This is a genomic window from Streptomyces flavochromogenes (genome assembly GCF_000717595.1).
Classification (GTDB): domain Bacteria; phylum Actinomycetota; class Actinomycetes; order Streptomycetales; family Streptomycetaceae; genus Streptomyces; species Streptomyces flavochromogenes.
Genome location: NZ_JNZO01000014.1, coordinates 101,836 through 119,168, shown reverse-complemented (window position 1 = coordinate 119,168; position 17,333 = coordinate 101,836). Strand labels below are relative to the sequence as shown.

The window sequence follows — 17,333 nt, the reverse complement described above, 5'->3', positions numbered from 1 at the left end:
GCGCTGAGGAGTGGCGCCGAAGGCCCGGAGCCGCGGGAGAAATCGAGGTCGCTCGTGCCCGAGTACCCCCCGATCGCCAACCACGGTCTGATCGGCGACCTGCAGAGCGCCGCCCTGATCTCCGCCGACGGCGCCGTCGACTGGTTCTGCGCGCCCCGGTTCGACTCCCCGAGCATCTTCGCCTCACTGCTCGACCAGGAGCGCGGGGGCCACTTCACCATCGCCCCCGCGCACGACGACGTCACCGTCCGCCAGCTCTACCTGCCCGACACGGCCGTCCTGATCACCCGGTTCCTCACCCCGGAGGGGGTGGGCGAGGTGGTCGACTTCATGCCGGTGAGCGACCGCCCGGACGTACCCACCGACCGGCACCGCCTCGTCCGGGCCCTGCGGGTCGTGCGCGGCACCCTCACCTTCGACGTCACGTGCCGGCCGCGTTTCGACTACGGGCGCGCGCCGCACAACCTCGCGCTCGACGACGCCGCCGCCACCTTCCACGGCCCCGGCCTCGACGTCCACCTGCGGAGCAGCGTCCCCCTGGAGGCCGACGGGCAGGACGTGCGCGCCACCGTCACCCTCCGGCACGGCCAGACGGCCGGGATCGTGCTGGAGACCTCCGCCCCGGGAGCCACCGCCCCCGAATCCCTCACCGAGGAGGCCGTGCAGACGGCCCTGGAGGAGACCCGTGTCTTCTGGCACGGATGGATGCGCCGGTGCCGCTACCGGGGCCGCTGGCAGAGCATGGTCAACCGCTCGGCCATCACGCTCAAGCTGCTCATCTACGCCCCGTCCGGCGCCCCGATCGCCGCGGCCACCATGGGGCTCCCCGAGCAGATCGGCGGCGAGCGGAACTGGGACTACCGCTACACCTGGATCCGTGACGCGTCGTTCTCGGTGCGGGTCCTGCTCGACCTCGGGTACATCGAGGAGGCGGACGCCTTCCGCCGCTGGCTCGGCGGCCGCGGCCACGCCGCGCGCCCGTCCGGCGGCGAGCCGATGCAGATCATGTACCGGGTCGACGGCGACCCCCACCTGTCCGAGGAGGTCCTGCCGCACCTGTCCGGCTACCGCGACTCCTACCCCGTACGGGCCGGGAACGGAGCCGCCGGCCAGCTCCAGCTCGACATCTACGGAGAGTTCGCCTACGCGATGACCCACTCACAGGATCTGGCCGAACTCGCCGGCTACGAGGGGTGGAAGGGGTTCGCCGCGCTCCTCGACTGGCTCTGCGACAACTGGGACCGCCCCGACGAGGGCATCTGGGAGACACGGGGCGGACGCAAGGACTTCACGTACAGCCGGATGATGTGCTGGGTGGCCCTGGACCGCGGCATCCGGCTCGCCAACGAGTACGCGCGCCCCGCCGACCTCCCGCGGTGGACCGCGCAGCGCGACGCGATCCTGGTCCAGGTCATGGAACGCGGCTGGAATCCGGAGCTCAAGGCCTTCGTCCAGCACTACGACAGCGAGGTGCTCGACGCGTCCCTGCTGCTCATGCCGCTCGTCGGCTTCATCTCGCCGAAGGCGCCCTCGTGGCTCTCCACGCTCGACGCCATGGACCGCGAACTCGTCACCGACAGCCTCGTCTACCGCTACAACCCCGAGGCGTCCCCCGACGGACTGCGCGGCTCCGAAGGCACCTTCTCGCTCTGCAGCTTCCTCTACGTGGAGGCCCTCGCCCGGGCCGGGCGACTCGACCAGGCCCGCTTCGCGATGGACAAGATGCTCACGTACGCCAACCATGTCGGCCTCTTCGCCGAGGAGATCGGCCGCACCGGCGAACAACTCGGCAACTTCCCACAGGCGTTCACCCACCTCGCCCTCATCACCGCCGCGATGGCCCTCGACGAGGAACTCGACAGGGCCGCCGACCGCACGTGAGCCCGACGGCGGCGCCTGCGGGCCCGCTGCTGGCGTCGCCGCACGTGAACCACACCCTGCGCGAGCAGCGCGAGGCGATGCGACGCCATCTCCGACAGGCCGCCGATCAGCGGGGTTTCACCCTCTCCCCGGCGCAGGAGCCCTCCAACTACCCGCCCGCCGGCCTGATGCCCGACCCGCTCCACCACCACCTCTTCGAGCCCACGATCCAGCGGATCCGGGAACGGATGGACGTCCTCGACGTGTCCGGCCCGGCCGACTTCCGGCGTGTCCCGGCGCCGGCTCACGGCTCGCGGAGGTTCGCGAAGGGGGCCTGCCTCGCGGAGGGGGCGATGCCCTGCGGGGCGAGCCGGGGCTGGAGGCGCCGCAGCCGGGTGAGGCCGTCCTCGTGCCCGTGCACCACCGCGAGCTGCCCGCCAGGGCCGCCCGCGCCGACCTCGTGTGGTTCGGCTTCGACGTGCTGTGCGAGGGCGCCACCGCGCTGCCCGACTACCTGGCGCTCGCCGAGCGTTTCGGCACCCTGGTCCTGGAGGGTGTGCCCCCGCCGGCCTCGTGCACGCCGGACGGACGCCAGCGCTTCGCCGACCTCGCGGACGTCTGCTGCGACCGCGGCACACGCCTGTTCCTGATCGGCGCCGACCCGCTGGCCGGGCTGCCGCAGGACTCGGGCCTCCTGCGCGACCTGGACCGTACGGCGAGCCGACTGGCGATGCTCCGCCGTGAGGACGGGGCCCGGTAGGCCTCGCCCGGGTCTCCGCGCCGCCCGGGTGAGCCGCGTCTCACCCGGGCGGTCGCGCTTGCCTATGCAACGAGTTGCATAGAAGGATTCCGGGTGTGGCGATCGAACACGCGATTCTTGTCTCCCTCCTCGAGAAGCCCGGATCCGGCTATGAGCTGGCCCGGCGCTTCGAGCGGTCCATCGGGTACTTCTGGACCGCCAGCCATCAGCAGATCTACCGCGTGCTCAAGCGGATGGAGAGCGACGGCTGGGTCGACGTCCGGGACGTGCCGCAGCAAGGCCGTCCGGACAAGAAGGAGTACACCGTCGCGGATCTGGGCCAGGCCGTGCTGTCCAGCTGGATCCACGAACCCATCGAGCCCGAGAGCATCCGGCACGACCTCGCCGTGAAGATCCGGGGCGCGGCCTTCGACGACCCGGCCGCACTGATCCACGAGGTCGAGCGGCACCGGCGCGCGCACAACGAGCGCCTCGCCCACTACCTCGCCGGCGAGGAACGCGACTTCCCGGGACCCGGTCAGGGACCGGGACAGGCGCAGGGGCCGGCTGCGGGATCAGGACCGGGCGAGGAGTCGCCCGCCCCCTCCGGCCCGCTCGACGCCGGCCGGGAGCTCCAGCACGTCGTACTGCGCGGTGGCATCGCGTACGAGCGGATGACGCTCGCATGGCTCGACGACGTCCTCGCCACCCTCCACCGGCTCGCCGCCGCGCGCTGAGACGCGACCCGAACCGCCCCGACCACCGCACTCCACCGCACCCCACCGGACCGAAAGACGGAGCCCATGGCCGACTCGCTGCTGTTCAACCCGCACACCTACGACCCGGCGCACTTCGACCCCGAGACCCGGCGGCTGCTCCGCGCCACCGTCGACTGGTTCGAGGCGCGCGGCAAGCGCCGGCTGATCGAGGACTACCGCACGCGGGCCTGGCTGGGCGACTTCCTGGCCTTCTCCGCCAAGGAGGGCCTGTTCGAGACCTTCCTGACGCCGTCCGCCGAGGCCGGGACCGACGCCTCCGAGGGCGAGCAGGACAAGCGCTGGGACACCGCCCGTATCGCCGCCCTCAACGAGATCCTCGGCTTCTACGGACTCGACTACTGGTACGCCTGGCAGGTCACCATCCTCGGTCTCGGCCCGGTCTGGCAGAGCGACAACGCCGCCGCCCGCGCCCGCGCCGCCGAACTCCTGGCCCAGGGGGAGGTGTTCGCGTTCGGTCTCTCCGAGAAGACGCACGGCGCCGACATCTACTCCACCGACATGCTCCTGGAGCCCGGGGCCGACGGCGGCTTCCGCGCCACCGGTTCCAAGTACTACATCGGCAACGGCAACGCCGCCGGACTCGTCTCCGTCTTCGGCCGACGCACCGATGTCGAGGGCCCCGACGGCTATGTCTTCTTCGCCGCCGACAGCCGCCACCCGGCGTACCACCTCGTCAAGAACGTCGTCGACTCCTCGAAGTTCGTCAGCGAGTTCCGGCTGGAGGACTACCCGGTCGCCGCCGAGGACGTCCTGCACACCGGCCGCGCCGCCTTCGACGCCGCCCTCAACACCGTCAACGTCGGCAAGTTCAACCTGTGCACCGCCTCGATCGGCATCTGCGAGCACGCGATGTACGAGGCCGTCACCCACGCCCAGAACCGCATCCTCTACGGCCGCCCCGTCACCGCCTTCCCGCACGTGCGGCGCGAGCTGGCCGACGCGTACGTCCGTCTCGTCGGCATGAAGCTGTTCAGCGACCGCGCCGTCGACTACTTCCGCTCCGCCGGTCCCGACGACCGCCGCTACCTTCTCTTCAACCCGATGACGAAGATGAAGGTGACCACGGAGGGCGAGAAGGTCATCGACCTGATGTGGGACGTCATCGCCGCCAAGGGCTTCGAGAAGGACAACTACTTCGCCCAGGCGGCCGTCGAGATCCGCGGCCTGCCGAAGCTGGAGGGCACGGTCCACGTCAACCTGGCGCTGATCCTGAAGTTCATGCGCAACCACCTCCTCGCGCCGGCCGACTACGAGCCCGTACCGACCCGGCTGGACGCGGCCGACGACACCTTCCTCTTCCGGCAGGGACCGGCCCGCGGCCTGGGATCCGTCCGCTTCCACGACTGGCGCCCGGCGTACGACACGTACGCCGGAGTACCGAACGTCGCCCGGTTCCGCGAGCAGGCCGATGCCCTCTGTGAGTTCGTGCGCACCGCCGCGCCGGACGAGGAGCAGAGCCGCGACCTCGACCTCCTCCTCGCCGTCGGCCAGCTCTTCGCGCTCGTCGTCCACGGCCAGCTGGTCCTGGAGCAGGCCCGTCTGACGGACCTCGACGAGGACGTCCTCGACGAGCTGTTCGCCGTGCTCGTACGGGACTTCTCCGCCCACGCGATCGAGCTGCACGGCAAGGACTCCGCCACCGAGCAGCAGCAGGCGTGGGCCCTGGGGGCCGTCCGGCGCCCGGTCGTCGACGAGGCCCGCTCGGGCCGGGTCTGGCAGCGTGTCGAGGCGCTGTCCGGCACGTACGAGATGGCGCCGTAAGGTCCCGTCGAACGGGGCCGGGACGAGCTCGCCCCGGCCCTGTCCCGTACACGCGGGCGGGTGCGAGGCCCGTGTGGCGCGAGCCCGGCCCGGGCACGCACGGCCCCGTGCGGGCGACCCGGCCTTGGCGTCCGAGCCGGCCGTGGATGCGGGCCCCGGGCGGGCGGCCCGGCCTGGCGTCCGAGCCGGCCGTGCATGCGGGCCCCGCGCGGGCGACCCGGCCTTGGCGTCCGAGCCGGCCGTGGATGCGGGCCCTGTGCGGGCCACCCGGCCTGGCGTCCGAGCCGGCCCCGCACGCGGGAACCGAGCGGGCGACCCGCCCTGGCCTGCGGTGCCCCTGGTGAGCAGCCGGGCCCCTGACCTGCCCCGGTAGCATGGCCGACGGCGAGGGCGGCAGACCGCGGTCCCGCCGTCGTCATGCCGGGGCCGACGTCGCCCCCGGCGCAGATCCGCACATGCCCCGGTCCCGTCCGCCGCCGAGGCGTGCCCCCGCGTGACAGGTTCCCCCTCCTTTGTCCTCTTCACCCGCCCGTGCCTCCCTCGCGCGTCTGCGTCCCGACTGGCTGACCGATGCCAAGGTCTGGCGCACCGAGGTGCTGGCCGGTCTGGTCGTCGCCCTCGCGCTGATCCCCGAGGCGATCTCCTTCTCGATCATCGCCGGGGTCGACCCCGCGATCGGCCTCTTCGCGTCGTTCACCATGGCCGTCACCATCGCGATCGTCGGCGGACGCCGGGCGATGATCTCGGCCGCGACCGGCGCCGTCGCGCTCGTCATCGCACCGCTGAACCGTGAGCACGGGCTCGGGTACCTCATCGCCGCCGTCATCCTGGCCGGCGTCATCCAGGTGATCATGGGCGCCCTCGGGGTGGCGAAGCTGATGCGGTTCATCCCGCGCTCGGTGATGGTCGGGTTCGTGAACGCGCTGGCCGTCCTGATCTTCATGACCCAGGTGTCCGAGCTGCGGAACGTCCCCTGGGCCGTCTATCCGCTCCTCGCGGCCGGCCTGTTCCTCCTGGTGTTCCTCCCGAAGATCACGGCGGTCGTCCCCGCGCCCCTGGTGTCCATCGTGATCCTCACGGCCGTGACCGTCGCCGCCGGGATCGCCGTACCCACCGTCGGGGACAAGGGTGAGCTGCCTTCCTCGCTGCCGACGCCCGGTCTGCCGGACGTGCCGTTCACCCCGGACACGCTGACGACGATCGCGCCGTACGCCTTCGCCATGGCGCTCGTCGGCCTGATGGAATCACTGATGACCGCCAAGCTCGTCGACGACATCACCGACACCCGATCCGACAAGACCCGCGAGTCCATCGGCCAGGGCATCGCCAACATCGTCACCGGCTTCTTCGGCGGCATGGGCGGCTGCGCCATGATCGGCCAGACGATGATCAACGTGAAGGTGTCCGGGGCCAGGACCCGGCTGTCCACCTTCCTCGCGGGTGCCTTCCTGATGGTGCTCTGCATCGTCTTCGGGCCGGTCGTCTCCGACATCCCCATGGCCGCCCTGGTGGCGGTCATGGTGATGGTGTGTTTCGCGACCTTCGACTGGCACTCGATCGCCCCGGCGACCCTCAGGCGCATGCCCGTCGGGGAGATCGCCGTCATGGTGATCACCGTGGTGTGTGTGGTCGCCACGCACAACCTTGCCGTCGGGGTGGTCGCCGGCTCGGTCACGGCCATGGTGATCTTCGCGAGGCGGGTGGCCCACCACGCCGAGGTGACCGCCCGGACCGATCCCGACGGCACGACCGTGGTCTACCGGGTGACGGGCGCGCTGTTCTTCGCGTCGGCCAACGAACTCGTGGGCCGGTTCGCGTACGCCACGGACCCCGACCGGGTCGTCATCGACCTCTCGGCGGCCCATGTCTGGGACGCCTCGTCCGTCGCCGTCCTCGACGCGATCGAGACGAAGTACGCACAGCGCGGCAAGACCGTGGAGATCACCGGTCTGAACGATCCGAGCGCGGCGCTGCACGGCAGGCTCAGCGGAGAGCTCACGGGCAGCTGAGGGCCGGGTGGGCCGGGGCCGCGGCCCACCCGCGGTACCGCCGTTCGTCCCCGCCGGGACGAAGGAGCCGGGCAGCCGGAGCACCGGGACGGCGAGGGCGATCCCCGGCCGGCCGCGTCAGCCGGCGGCGGCCCTTGTCATGCGACCGGATGCCCCGCGCTGTCCGTCCGCGACGCCTGGCTGGAGAACTTGTTCAGGAAGACGTCGTACCGGCCGTCCGGGCGCTGGGTGAGCGTTGCGCCGTCCTGCCAGATGCCGTTCTCCGGCCACCACTGGGAGCCGAACGGGTCCCCCTGGTTCTGATGGATGTTGTGCATGCCGAGGTCTCCCTCGGCGTCGTCGACGAACGGTTCGCCGAAGACGAGCGTGCGCCGCCCCGGCACGAGCATCGGCTCCAGCGCGTCGGCGGCGTCTTCGTTGGAGCCCGCCTGCCACGGTCGCGAGCCCAGCAGGTCGAGGAGGTCCTGGAGCCAGGACGGGGGACGGCGCTCGAACAGGACCCCGGTGCGGTCCAGCAGTTCCGGATGGCGCAGATGGTCCAGGGCGCCGGAGTCGGGGGTGGGCGCGAGGTCGAGGTAGCCGGGGGAGAGGGCGGCGGCCGGCCCGACAGCGGAGGCTTCGAGCGTGAAGGTCTTCCACTGCACCCCCACGTTGGACTTGTGGCTGTCGACGTCGATGGCGCAGTGGTACTGCCCGGCGGGCGCGTCCACCTTCAGATTGACGTGGAACCAGCGCCCCTGGTCGTCCGGATCGTCCCGGAAGTGGTCGTCGAGCGTCCCCACGAGCACGCCGTAGTTCTTGAATGGCATGGCGCCAGTGAATCACCGGCGGTGACGCTTCGTATGCCGTCCATTGCGGTATGTGTCGAGGGTCGTTCCGGTCGTCAGAGGAAGTCGGGGCACTCGGCGACGAGCCCTGGGAGACGGGCTGCCACACCCCCTGGTTCTCCCGCACGCTCAGCCGGCCCGCCTCTTCGGCGGCCTCGGCGAGCCGGGCCGTGGTCAGTGGGACGGCCGCTTCGAGGACTCGCCCGACATGGCGGCAGAGCACCACCGGGCGCAGTTCCCCGGCGCGGCTCGTCCACGACGGCGAACAGTTCGGGCAGCGTCCATCCGAGCGGGCCGGCCACGGCGCAGAGCTGGAATCGCCGGTAGGGCTCGCCTCCCAGTCCGACACCATGGCGCGCAGGGCGCTGCGGGACAGGCCCAGGAACGGCAGCTCGGCGACGCCGAAACCGCGATTGCGTATCAGCCCGTTGAACACGGCGGCGGAACCCGAGGCGGCCGGACGGTCGTGGGGTGAAGGGGGTTGCGCGGACTGCGCGTACGGAGCGGACGGCGCGAGCGCGGCGGCCAGGTCGGTGAGCCGCTCCGGGGGCGTGCCGGCTCCATGCGCGGCGCGGTTCCTGAGGACGTCTGTCCGTTCCGTGGAGGAACGGTAGTCGCGGGGCGTCCCTGCTCCCGAGGCGGTCACGGAAAACGGAGGTGAAGCGCAGGTCAGAGCCCTGATATATTCATCTTGTCGCCGCGAGTGATCATCACTCACCGCGACGCGCACCTTGTCCGGGTGGCGGAATGGCAGACGCGCTAGCTTGAGGTGCTAGTGCCCTTTATCGGGCGTGGGGGTTCAAGTCCCCCCTCGGACACGACGACGACTCGTCGTGCGAAGTGGTGGTCGAGAGCGATCTCGGCCACCACTTCGTCGTTTCCGGGCGCGGAGCCCGCACCGGGGCACATCAGCAGCGAGCCGGGGTCTCTCACCAACGGCGCCGTCCCCACCGAGTTGCTCACGTTGAAGGTCACGCTGCCCGCGCGGCAGCGGTCCTCGGTCCATTCGATCGGGCGGCCGTCCGCAGCCTGCGGGAGGAGATCCGCCGCCTCCAGCTCTCCCTCGGCATCACCACGGTCTTCGTCATCCACGACCAGGAGGAGGCGCTGTCCATGGCGGACCGCGTCGCCGTCCTCAACGCCGGAAGGCTGGAGCAGTGCGCCGCCCCGGCCGAGCTCTACCGCCGCCCGGCGACCCCCTTCGTCGCCGAGTTCGTCGGCACCATGAACCGGCTTCCTGGCGTCCTCATGGACTCCGGCGAGGTCGAGGTGGCGGGCACCCGCCTGCCCGTCGACGGCGAGGACCCGAAGCTCCGCGAGGTCGACGTCCTGGTCCGCCCCGAGAACGTCACCGTGACCGGGGCCGCCGACGGCGAGACGACCGTCGTCTCCACCTCCTTCCTCGGCTCCGTCACCCGCGTCCACCTCGACCACGCCGGTACGCGCGTCAAGGCGGATCTCTCCTCCCGGGAGGCGACCGCGCTCACCCCCGGCGCGCGTGTCACCCTCGGTCTCGCCCCGCACCCCGCGCTCGTCGCGCCGAGGGCCGAGCGGTGACCGAACTCGCCGCCTTCCTCTTCGACATGGACGGCACCCTGGTCGACACCGAGGTCCTCCGGTAGGAGGCCACGGAGGAGATCGCCGCACGGATCGGCCACCGGCTGGCGGACGCGGACGCCCCCGAGGTCGTCGGGCGCGCCGTCGAGGACACCGCCGCCCACCTCGTACGCGTGACGGGAACCCCGGACGAGGAGGGTGTGGCGACGGCACTCACCGCCGCCTTCCAGGAACGGGTCGACCGGGGGGCGCCGCTGCGCCCCGGCGCGGGCCGCCTCCTGGCCGAACTCGCTTCGGAGGGCGTGCCGTTCGCCCTCGTGAGCGCCTCGCCGCGGTCGGTGGTGGACTCGGTGATCGGGGGCGCGCTCGCGCACGTCTCCTTCGCTTTCACCCTCTCGGCCGACGACACCGCTCGGACGAAGCCGCACCCCGACCCGTACCGCGCGGCCGCCCGCCGGTTCGGCGTACCGGACGCGGCGTGCGTGGCCGTCGAGGACTCCCCGGACGGGGCGGCCTCGGCCGACGCGGCGGGCTGCACGGTCCTCGTCGTCCCGTCCATGCTGCCTGTGCCGGCACGACCGGGGCGGATCTTCGCGGAGAGCCTGGAGGAGGTGTCGGTCGCGGGGCTGCGCCGCTGTGTGGCGGGTGGCGGCGAGGGCCTGGGCGCGGGGGAGGGATGAGGACACCCGGCACGTGAGTGGACCCGTGGCCCACGGCCCGTGTGCACGATGATCTCCGCGGTCGGCCGCCGGGTCTCAGCCGCGCTCACGCTCGCACAGGTACGCCTCCAGCGCGGCGGCCCCGGCCAGCATCGCCCTGCCGCGCGTGGACAGCCGGTCGCGCCAGTCGCCGAGCGCGGCCTCCAGCGGACCGAGGCCGCCGGCCGCCCGCACCTGGGTGATCAGCGGGGCGATCTGCTCCAGCAGATAGCCGCCACGCCTGAGTTGGTGGACAAGGCGGGCGTCCCGGACGTCGGCCTCGTCGTAGACGCGATACCCGGTGAGCGGATCGCGACGCGGGCGCACCAGGCCGGCGCGTTCCCAGGCGCGCAGCGTCGCGGGACGGACGCCGAGCATCTCCGCGAGGGGCCCGATGAACGTGGCGCCGGGCGCGACGCGCGTGCCACCGGGCTCGGTCGTGGGGGTGGTGGGCTCCAGGTCGCGCAGAGCGTTCTCCACGGCCCGGAGGGTCCGGCGGTCGTCGAGGAGCAGGGCGTGGCTCTCGTCGACGAGACGGAACGCCTCCTCGGCCGCGCCCTCGTTGACCGCCCGCATGATCGCCGTCGCGGTCCGGTGGCCGTGGCCGGGCAGCAGGGCGAGGAAGGCGCGGAGCGCGGTCGCGTGCAGTGAGGTGTAGCTGCGGTATCCGGACGGCGTGCGGGCGGCGGCCGGAAGGGCACCGGCCTCCTCGTAGTTCCGGACCGCCTGCGTGGACAGACCGTGCTCGCGCGCCAGGTCGACAGGCCGAAGCTGTCCGCTGCTTTGAAGGTTTCTTGCCATGCGCCCGCCGAAATCGCGTAAAAGTCTCAACTGTGCCTTCAACGATACCGTTGAAGGCATGGCTACCGACATCAAGGACGTCACCCATGCCGTCGAGGCAGCCGCTGTCATGGGTCTGCTCCGACGCAGGCCGAGGCTGCTGACCCTGGGCGAACCCACGCACGGCGAGGACGCGCTGCTCGCCGTGCGCAACGAACTGTTCCGGCAGCTGGTCGAGCAGGAGGGCTGTCGGACGGTCACGATCGAGAGCGACTGCATGAGGGGTCTGCTCGTGGACGCCTACGTCACCACGGGGGTTGGCACCCTCGACGAGGTCATGGAGAAGGGATTCAGCCACGGTTGGGGCGCGTCGGCCGCCAACCGCGAGCTCGTCCGCTGGATGCGCGCCTTCAACGACGGCCGCCCGGCGGACGACCGGGTCCGCTTCGCGGGCTTCGACGGGCCGCTGGAGATCACCGGCGCCGAGAGCCCCCGGGAGGCCCTCACCGCACTCCACGGCTACCTCTCCACCCGAGTGGACAAGAGCGTCCTCGACGCCACCTGCGCCGCGGAGACGCTCGACCGCCTGCTCGGCCCCGACGAGCGGTGGACGAATCCCGCCGCGATGAGGGACCCGTCCCGATCCGCGGGGCAGTCGGCCGACGCCACGGAGCTGCGCCTGCTCGCCGACGACCTGGTGGCGCTCCTCGACGCGCAGGGGCCACCCCCGATCGCGACGAGCTCGCGGGACGACTGGGACCGGGCGCGCCTGTACGCCCGCACCGCCACCGGCCTGCTCCAGTACCACTACTGGACGGCCGACTTCTCGCGGCACCGCATGACGCGGCTGGTGAGCCTGCGGGACCGGATGATGGCCGACAACCTCCTGGCACTCGCGGGTGTCGACGGTGCCGCCGCTGCTGTCGGTTCCACAGCCCGGGTCGACCGGGCCCCGGTCCTCGTCCACGCCCACAACGGCCACCTGCAGCGGAACAGGAGCTCGATGCGGATGGGCGGCCTGCCGGTCGAGTGGTGGAGCGCCGGCGCGATCGTGAGCGCCCAACTGGGCCAGGAGTACGCCTTCCTGGCGACGGCACTGGGCACGATCCGGCACCGGGGAGTCGACACCCCGCCGCAGGACACCGTCGAAGGACTCCTCTACGCCGGCCCGGAGGGGTGCTCGGTCGTCGACCCCCGCGGTCTGGCCGCCGCCTTCGGTGACTCCCCGCCCGCGCCGCGGGTGTCCCCCTGGTTCGGATACGCGCCGTTCGACCCGGCGCACCTGGCCGACGTCGACGGCATCGTCTTCGTGAAGGACGTCGAGAGGCCTGCGTGAAGGCGTCGAGAGAGCTGCGTGAACGACGTACAGAAGGTCTGGGGCGGCTCTCCGCCGCCCCGAGGCCCCGGAGGCGCGAGGCGGTCCGATCGGCGTTCAATTCGATGGTGCGCGGCGGGGCTGCCCGCATACGGTGGTCCCGCGACCGCGCCTCCGATGCGCTCGGCTGCGGCTACTTCTTCCGAAACCAAGTGACGCCGCCGCCACCTTCGATCTCGGTGGGCGCGGCCGCCTCGGCCCCGGTGGACTCTCCCGGGGCCGTCCGTTCCTTTCCATCGGATCCCGGGGGATTTCACTGCCTCGTCACACCCGACGCGTCTCGAAAGTCTGGTCCGAGATGCTCGTGGCCCCGCACGTCTCGGCGGCCGCCCGCGCGATGCCTCAGCAGTCGCGGATCCACCAGGTGCCCACCCCGCAGCAGTTCCGCACGTACGAGGGCGGACCGGCCTTCGTCCGGGAACCCCGTGACGAGCTCTTCCTGCTGGCCGTCGGCAACTTCGTCTCGCAGCGCACCTTCTACGAGAGCGGCACGGAGCGCGACGAACGGTACGTCCGGCTCGTCCGCCGGCTCGCTGTCGAGGACCCCGATTGGACGGCAGGTCTGCTGCGCTGGCTGCGCGGCGAGGGCAACATGCGGACGGCGTCCCTGGTGGGCGCCGCCGCGTACGTGCGGGCCAGGCTCGACGCGGGGGCGTCCGACGGCCCGTCCAACCGTTCGGTGATCGACGCGGTGCTTCAGCGGGCCGACGAGCCCGGGGAGCTGCTCGCCCACTGGACCTCGGTGTACGGGCGGAACGTGCCGCAACCCGTGAAGCGGGGCATCGCCGACGCCGTACGCAGGCTGTACTCGTCGCGGTCCCTGCTGAAGTACGACACCGCGTCCCACGGGTTCCGCTTCGGTGACGTGCTCAACCTGGTGCACGCTTCCCCCGACCCGGACAAGCCGTGGCAGGGCGCGCTCTTCCGGTACGCCCTGGACCGACGTCACCACCCGGAGACTGCGCTTCCGCCGGCCGCCGACACCGTGCTGACGGCGCACCGGGTCCTCATGGAACTGCCCGTGGCCGAGCGGCGGGCCCTGGTGACCGGGCCGGACGGCAGCGAGCGCCTGGCCGCGGCCGGCCTGACGTGGGAGGCCCTGGCCGGCTGGCTCCACGGGCCACTGGACGCCGCGGCGTGGGAGGCCGTGATCCCCGTGATGGGTCCGATGGCCCTGCTGCGGAACCTGCGGAACTTCGACGCCGCGCACATCTCGGCCGAAGCCGCGGACAGGGTCGCGGCCAGGATCTCGGACGTCGACGAGGTCGCCAGGTCCCGGCAGTTCCCCATGCGCTATCTGGCCGCGCGCGACAACGCGCCGAAGCGGCGCTGGGCGGCCGCGCTGGAACAGGCACTGGGCCACTCCCTCGCCCACGTACCGGCGCTGCCCGGCCGGACGCTGATCCTGGTGGACCGGTCGGACTCCATGTTCTGGGACACCGTCTCGGAACGCTCCACACTGACCCGGGCGGCCGCGGCGGCCGTGTTCGGCTGTGCGCTGGCCCTGCGGGCCGAACAGGCGGACCTGGTGGAGTTCGGCTGGTCCACCAAGGAAGTCCCGTTCACCCCGGGGGAACCGGTGCTCGACGTGCAGGAGCGCTTCCACCGCCTCGGTGGCACCCACACGACGAAGGCTCTGCGGGACCGCTACCGGGACCACGACCGCGTAGTGATCGTCACCGACGAACAGGCCGCCCCGTACCACTCCGGAGGCCCCACCGAACCGGTCCCACCGGAGATCCCGGTCTACACCTGGAACCTGGCGGGCTACCACCCCGCCCACGCCCCGTCGGGCCCCCACCACCACACCTTCGGCGGCCTGACGGACGCGGCCTTCCGGATGATCCCCCTCATCGAATCGGGCCGGCAGGCGAGATGGCCCTGGACGGCACCCGACCAGGCGGGGACGCTTCGGGGCAGTTCACCTAGCCGACCAGGCGGCGGCGCCAGTCCAGAGGGGTGACGGTGATGGCTCGGCCGGGGGTACGGTCCCACTCGGTGGGGAGGCCGGTCGCTTCGAGGGCGGCCACGACCTCGTGCCCGATGGCCGTCGTCGTCTCGGACGAGCCGTCGAAGCCGCCGTACAGGAGCATCAGTCCCTGGCCCGCGGCGGCGGAGTCCGTGCACTGGGTGTGGAAGTAGACGAAGCCGCGGGCGTCGGGGTCGCCGGCGCCGCCGATGTCCGACTCGCCACAGGTACGGCAGCAGGCGAAGTTCTCCCGGGCCGTGATGCCGGCCTCCCGCAGGGCCTCGAACGCGCGGGTGAGGCGCTCAGGATCCGTCTCGCCCTGCCAGCCCGACTGCTCCTCGACCCGCTCCAGCCACATCCGGTCGACCAGCGCCTCGGCCTGCTCGCGTGAGACGGGCCGGCGGCCCTCGGTGACCAGGTACTCCTCCGCGATCTCCGTCAGTTCGGCGCGGGAGGCGTAGCCGCCCGTCAGCACCTCCCGGACGCGCTGCTCCAGTTCCTCGCCCTCCCGCCCCTGGAGGTCCAGCGGCGGCACCTCGCGGGCCGGGCCCATGTCCAGAAGCGACCAGTCGAGCCCGGTGTCCCAGCCGGGCTCCCGGCGCGCCCAGCCGGCCATCGCCGCGATCACGGCCTCGGGACCGTCGGTCATCACTTGGAAGTGGCGGGTGGCAGCACCGTCCCGGTGCTCCAGCGTGTAGTCACCACCCGTCTCGTGCCAGACCTGTGCGAAGACGTCGGGCAGGTCCGGTATCCGCTGGACCACCAGGAACCGGTCTCCTTCACCGCCGATGCGCCGGACGAGCCCGGCCAGCTCCTCGGCGGACACACGAACGTGCCGCTCCCGGTTCTCCGTCTTCACCACGATCTCGAGCATGCACAGACTCTGGCACACGCGTCTGACAGCCGATCCCCGGACCTGGTTCCCGATCCCCGGATCCCGATCCCCGGACCCGGGCGCCCCGATCCGATCCGTCCCGTCCCGCGTGCCGGGCGATGCCGTGCGGAACGTGGCGGAGTCTCACCATCCACGAGACACCCCCTAGCCTGAGGACATGGCAGTGGTGCGGGTCGGTGGCGTCGACGTCGCCTATACGCGGAAGGGGCAGGGGCCGGTCGTGGTCCTCGCTCACGGGGCCGGGGCCGACGGGCGGATGTGGCAGCCGCAAGTCGAAGCGCTGGCGGACGAGTTCACGGTGGTGGCCTGGGACGAGCCGGGGGCGGGGCGGTCCGGCGCGCTGCCGGCGGGGTTCGGGCTCCAGGACTTCGCGCGCGCCCTCGCCGCCGTGATCGAGGACGTGGGGCTCGGGGCCGCGCAGGTCGCGGGGCTGTCCTGGGGCGGGACGGTGGTCCTGGAGCTGTACCGGTGGCGGCCGGACCTGGTGCGGTCGCTGCTGATGGTGGACACCTACGCCGGCTGGAAGGGCTCGCTGCCGCCGGAGGAGGTCACGGCGCGGGTCGAGGGGGCACGGCGGATGCTCGCGGTGCCTCGGGAGCGGTTCGACCCCACGCTGCCCGGGCTCTACGCCGCCGGCCCGCCGGAGCGCTTCGCGGTGATGCTGGACGCCATGAGCCGCGACGTCCGGCCGGAGAGCATGGCCGTTCAGCTCTCTCTGATGGCCGAGGCCGACGAGACGGACCTGTTGCCCCGGATCACGGTGCCGACCCTGCTGCTGTGGGGTGAGCGGGACGCCCGCTCCCCCCTGGACGTCGCCCACGCCTTCCGGGACGCCCTTCCGCATGCCGAGCTCGTGGTGATCCCCGCGGTGGGCCACATGAGCAACCTGGAGGCACCGGAGGAGTTCACGGCCGCGGTTCGCGCCTTCTGCCGCGCGCACGCCCGGGAAGCGCCCCGTCGATCACCGCTCGAGCCGGACGAGGGCGGGACCTGACGGTGATCCTTCCACCGGCCACGAGCACGACCCACGGGCGGCGACCGCGGGATCACCGACCGCGCAGCGTCAGGACGTAGGCCGCCGTCAGTGCCACCGCACGGTCCTCGTCGTGCGACAGCGTCTCCAGGGCATGTGACGCCGTGTCCCCCGGGATGTCCGCCAGCGCCTGCGTCAGCCGGCGGCGCGCCGCCGGACCGGCCGTGTCGTGCGCCAGGCGGGCGACGAGGTCGGTGGCGATCCGGTCCGCCCACTCGGGGCGACGCGCCAGCGCGCTCAGCGCGTCCGCCGCGTCCACGTCGTTCGTCTCCTCCACGACCATCGCGACGAGCGTCGGGATCGCCTCGGTGACTCCGCGCGCCCCCAGCGCGAGCGCCGCGTGCCTCCGGACCGCGGTGTCGCCGGTCGCGAGCGACTCGCGCAGAAGTCCCGTCGCCTCGTCGCTCGTGATCTCGGCGACGGCCTGCACGGCACGTTCCCGTACCTCGGCCACGGGCGAGCCGAGGCCCTCCGCAAGGAGGGCGATCGAGCCGCCGTCGTCCGACTGCGCCAGGGCCCATCGCAGGGCCCCGGCCACGATCGGGTCCGTCTCGCTCAAGGCCGCCTCGACCAGCGCCTCCACCGGTACGGGGACCTCTTCGACCGACGACAGCGCCGCGCGCTGCCGCTTGCCCGCGCTCTCCGACCCCAACGCGTGCAGGAGTGCCACGATCTGGAGGACCTCCTCCCAGCCCGAGGGTTCCGCGGCACCGATCCGACGGAGTCGGGTGAGCAGCGCCGTCTCGGTCGCGATGCGTTCCCGTGTCCCTCGGATGAGCTCCTCGACGAGCTCCGTCGGCGCGAAGCCGGGATCATCCAGCGCGCTCCCCACGTCACGCAGCGACAGCCCCAGGGACCGCAGGCTCTCGATGTGGAAGATCCGCCGGATGTCCTCGCCGGAGTACTCCCGGTAGCCGGACCCGGTACGGCCCGTCGGCCGCACCAGGCCCAGCGACTCGTAATGCCGGAGCATGCGGGCGCTGACCCCGGACCGTCGCGCCACCTCGCCGATCAGCATGCGCCGGCCACGGACCGTCGAGCCGTCTCACCG

General features: G+C 72.2%; 14 protein-coding genes, 1 tRNA gene and 1 pseudogene. 12 read left to right on the top strand and 4 right to left on the bottom strand.

The features are described from left to right. Positions 1–54 precede the first annotated feature (54 nt). From IF00_RS0118575 to IF00_RS0118555, 6 genes and pseudogenes are all read left to right on the top strand, one after another. Positions 55–1,881: a glycoside hydrolase family 15 protein gene (locus IF00_RS0118575; protein ID WP_030319428.1), complete on the top strand. Its 1,827-nt coding sequence runs from the start codon at positions 55–57 to the stop codon at positions 1,879–1,881. A 77-nt stretch (positions 1,882–1,958) separates the two neighbouring features. After that, positions 1,959–2,093 (top strand): annotated as a pseudogene (locus IF00_RS47830) (hypothetical protein); the annotation flags it as partial. 182 nt (positions 2,094–2,275) lie between these two features. Continuing rightward, a complete protein-coding gene (gene zapE, locus IF00_RS47035) occupies positions 2,276–2,620 on the top strand; it encodes an AFG1/ZapE family ATPase (protein ID WP_051820408.1) in 345 nt (114 codons plus the stop codon). Between the two features lie 95 nt (positions 2,621–2,715). Further along, a complete protein-coding gene (locus IF00_RS0118565) occupies positions 2,716–3,336 on the top strand; it encodes a PadR family transcriptional regulator (RefSeq protein WP_030319426.1) in 621 nt (206 codons plus the stop codon). Positions 3,337–3,402: 66 nt separating this feature from the next. Continuing rightward, on the top strand, positions 3,403–5,139 hold the full coding sequence (locus tag IF00_RS0118560) for an acyl-CoA dehydrogenase family protein (protein WP_030319425.1): 1,737 nt from the start codon (positions 3,403–3,405) through the stop codon (positions 5,137–5,139). 512 nt (positions 5,140–5,651) lie between these two features. Further along, the gene (locus tag IF00_RS0118555; RefSeq protein ID WP_030319423.1) at positions 5,652–7,148 is read left to right on the top strand and encodes a SulP family inorganic anion transporter; all 1,497 of its coding nucleotides are present in this window, start codon (positions 5,652–5,654) and stop codon (positions 7,146–7,148) included. A gap of 137 nt (positions 7,149–7,285) precedes the next feature. On the opposite strand, the gene IF00_RS0118550 is transcribed toward IF00_RS0118555, so the two are convergent. Then, positions 7,286–7,957 carry a DUF2278 family protein gene (locus IF00_RS0118550; protein WP_030319422.1) on the bottom strand — a complete coding sequence of 224 codons (672 nt, stop codon included), beginning with the start codon at positions 7,955–7,957 and terminating at the stop codon, positions 7,286–7,288. A 751-nt stretch (positions 7,958–8,708) separates the two neighbouring features. Between IF00_RS0118550 and IF00_RS0118545 the strand changes: the two genes are divergently transcribed. The 3 genes from IF00_RS0118545 (at position 8,709) to IF00_RS41370 (ending at position 10,212) form a co-directional block, all read left to right on the top strand. Continuing rightward, positions 8,709–8,793: transfer RNA gene (locus IF00_RS0118545), tRNA-Leu, on the top strand. A 295-nt stretch (positions 8,794–9,088) separates the two neighbouring features. Next, positions 9,089–9,532 carry a TOBE domain-containing protein gene (locus IF00_RS0118540; protein ID WP_078944773.1) on the top strand — a complete coding sequence of 148 codons (444 nt, stop codon included), beginning with the start codon at positions 9,089–9,091 and terminating at the stop codon, positions 9,530–9,532. Positions 9,533–9,612: 80 nt separating this feature from the next. Next, positions 9,613–10,212: an HAD family hydrolase gene (locus IF00_RS41370; protein WP_342451047.1), complete on the top strand. Its 600-nt coding sequence runs from the start codon at positions 9,613–9,615 to the stop codon at positions 10,210–10,212. 75 nt (positions 10,213–10,287) lie between these two features. Here the strand turns inward: IF00_RS41370 and IF00_RS0118530 are convergent, their stop codons facing one another. Further along, complete coding sequence (locus tag IF00_RS0118530) at positions 10,288–11,031, bottom strand: TioE family transcriptional regulator (protein ID WP_030319419.1); 744 nt, start codon at positions 11,029–11,031, stop codon at positions 10,288–10,290. 58 nt (positions 11,032–11,089) lie between these two features. Here IF00_RS0118530 and IF00_RS0118525 point away from each other — a divergent pair, with 58 nt between their 5' ends. Both IF00_RS0118525 and IF00_RS0118520 read left to right on the top strand, forming a co-directional pair. Then, positions 11,090–12,346 (top strand): erythromycin esterase family protein, encoded by a 1,257-nt coding sequence (locus tag IF00_RS0118525; protein WP_030319417.1) that lies wholly within the window; start codon positions 11,090–11,092, stop codon positions 12,344–12,346. A 337-nt stretch (positions 12,347–12,683) separates the two neighbouring features. Then, positions 12,684–14,348, top strand: coding sequence for a TROVE domain-containing protein (locus IF00_RS0118520; protein ID WP_106975834.1), 1,665 nt, complete (start codon positions 12,684–12,686; stop codon positions 14,346–14,348). Here IF00_RS0118520 and IF00_RS0118515 read toward each other — a convergent pair. Continuing rightward, positions 14,311–15,228, bottom strand: a complete 918-nt coding sequence (locus IF00_RS0118515) for a DUF6891 domain-containing protein (RefSeq protein WP_030319414.1) — start codon at positions 15,226–15,228, stop codon at positions 14,311–14,313. The genes IF00_RS0118520 and IF00_RS0118515 overlap by 38 nt on opposite strands. 178 nt (positions 15,229–15,406) lie before the next feature. Between IF00_RS0118515 and IF00_RS0118510 the strand changes: the two genes are divergently transcribed. Next, positions 15,407–16,243 carry an alpha/beta fold hydrolase gene (locus IF00_RS0118510; protein ID WP_030319412.1) on the top strand — a complete coding sequence of 279 codons (837 nt, stop codon included), beginning with the start codon at positions 15,407–15,409 and terminating at the stop codon, positions 16,241–16,243. A 52-nt stretch (positions 16,244–16,295) separates the two neighbouring features. Here IF00_RS0118510 and IF00_RS0118505 read toward each other — a convergent pair whose 3' ends face one another. Next, positions 16,296–17,300, bottom strand: coding sequence for a HEAT repeat domain-containing protein (locus IF00_RS0118505; RefSeq protein ID WP_030319407.1), 1,005 nt, complete (start codon positions 17,298–17,300; stop codon positions 16,296–16,298). Positions 17,301–17,333 lie beyond the last annotated feature (33 nt).

Bases quoted from the DNA above. Each gene is read 5' to 3' on its own strand.
- IF00_RS0118540 (WP_078944773.1), top strand. From the start codon at position 9,089: ATGGCGGACCGCGTCGCCGTCCTCAACGCCGGAAGGCTGGAGCAGTGC.
- IF00_RS0118505 (WP_030319407.1), bottom strand. From the start codon at position 17,300: ATGCTGATCGGCGAGGTGGCGCGACGGTCCGGGGTCAGCGCCCGCATG.
- IF00_RS0118510 (WP_030319412.1), top strand. From the start codon at position 15,407: ATGGCAGTGGTGCGGGTCGGTGGCGTCGACGTCGCCTATACGCGGAAG.
- IF00_RS0118520 (WP_106975834.1), top strand. From the start codon at position 12,684: ATGCTCGTGGCCCCGCACGTCTCGGCGGCCGCCCGCGCGATGCCTCAG.
- IF00_RS0118530 (WP_030319419.1), bottom strand. From the start codon at position 11,031: ATGGCAAGAAACCTTCAAAGCAGCGGACAGCTTCGGCCTGTCGACCTG.
- IF00_RS0118560 (WP_030319425.1), top strand. From the start codon at position 3,403: ATGGCCGACTCGCTGCTGTTCAACCCGCACACCTACGACCCGGCGCAC.
- IF00_RS0118525 (WP_030319417.1), top strand. From the start codon at position 11,090: ATGGCTACCGACATCAAGGACGTCACCCATGCCGTCGAGGCAGCCGCT.
- IF00_RS0118550 (WP_030319422.1), bottom strand. From the start codon at position 7,957: ATGCCATTCAAGAACTACGGCGTGCTCGTGGGGACGCTCGACGACCAC.
- IF00_RS0118515 (WP_030319414.1), bottom strand. From the start codon at position 15,228: ATGCTCGAGATCGTGGTGAAGACGGAGAACCGGGAGCGGCACGTTCGT.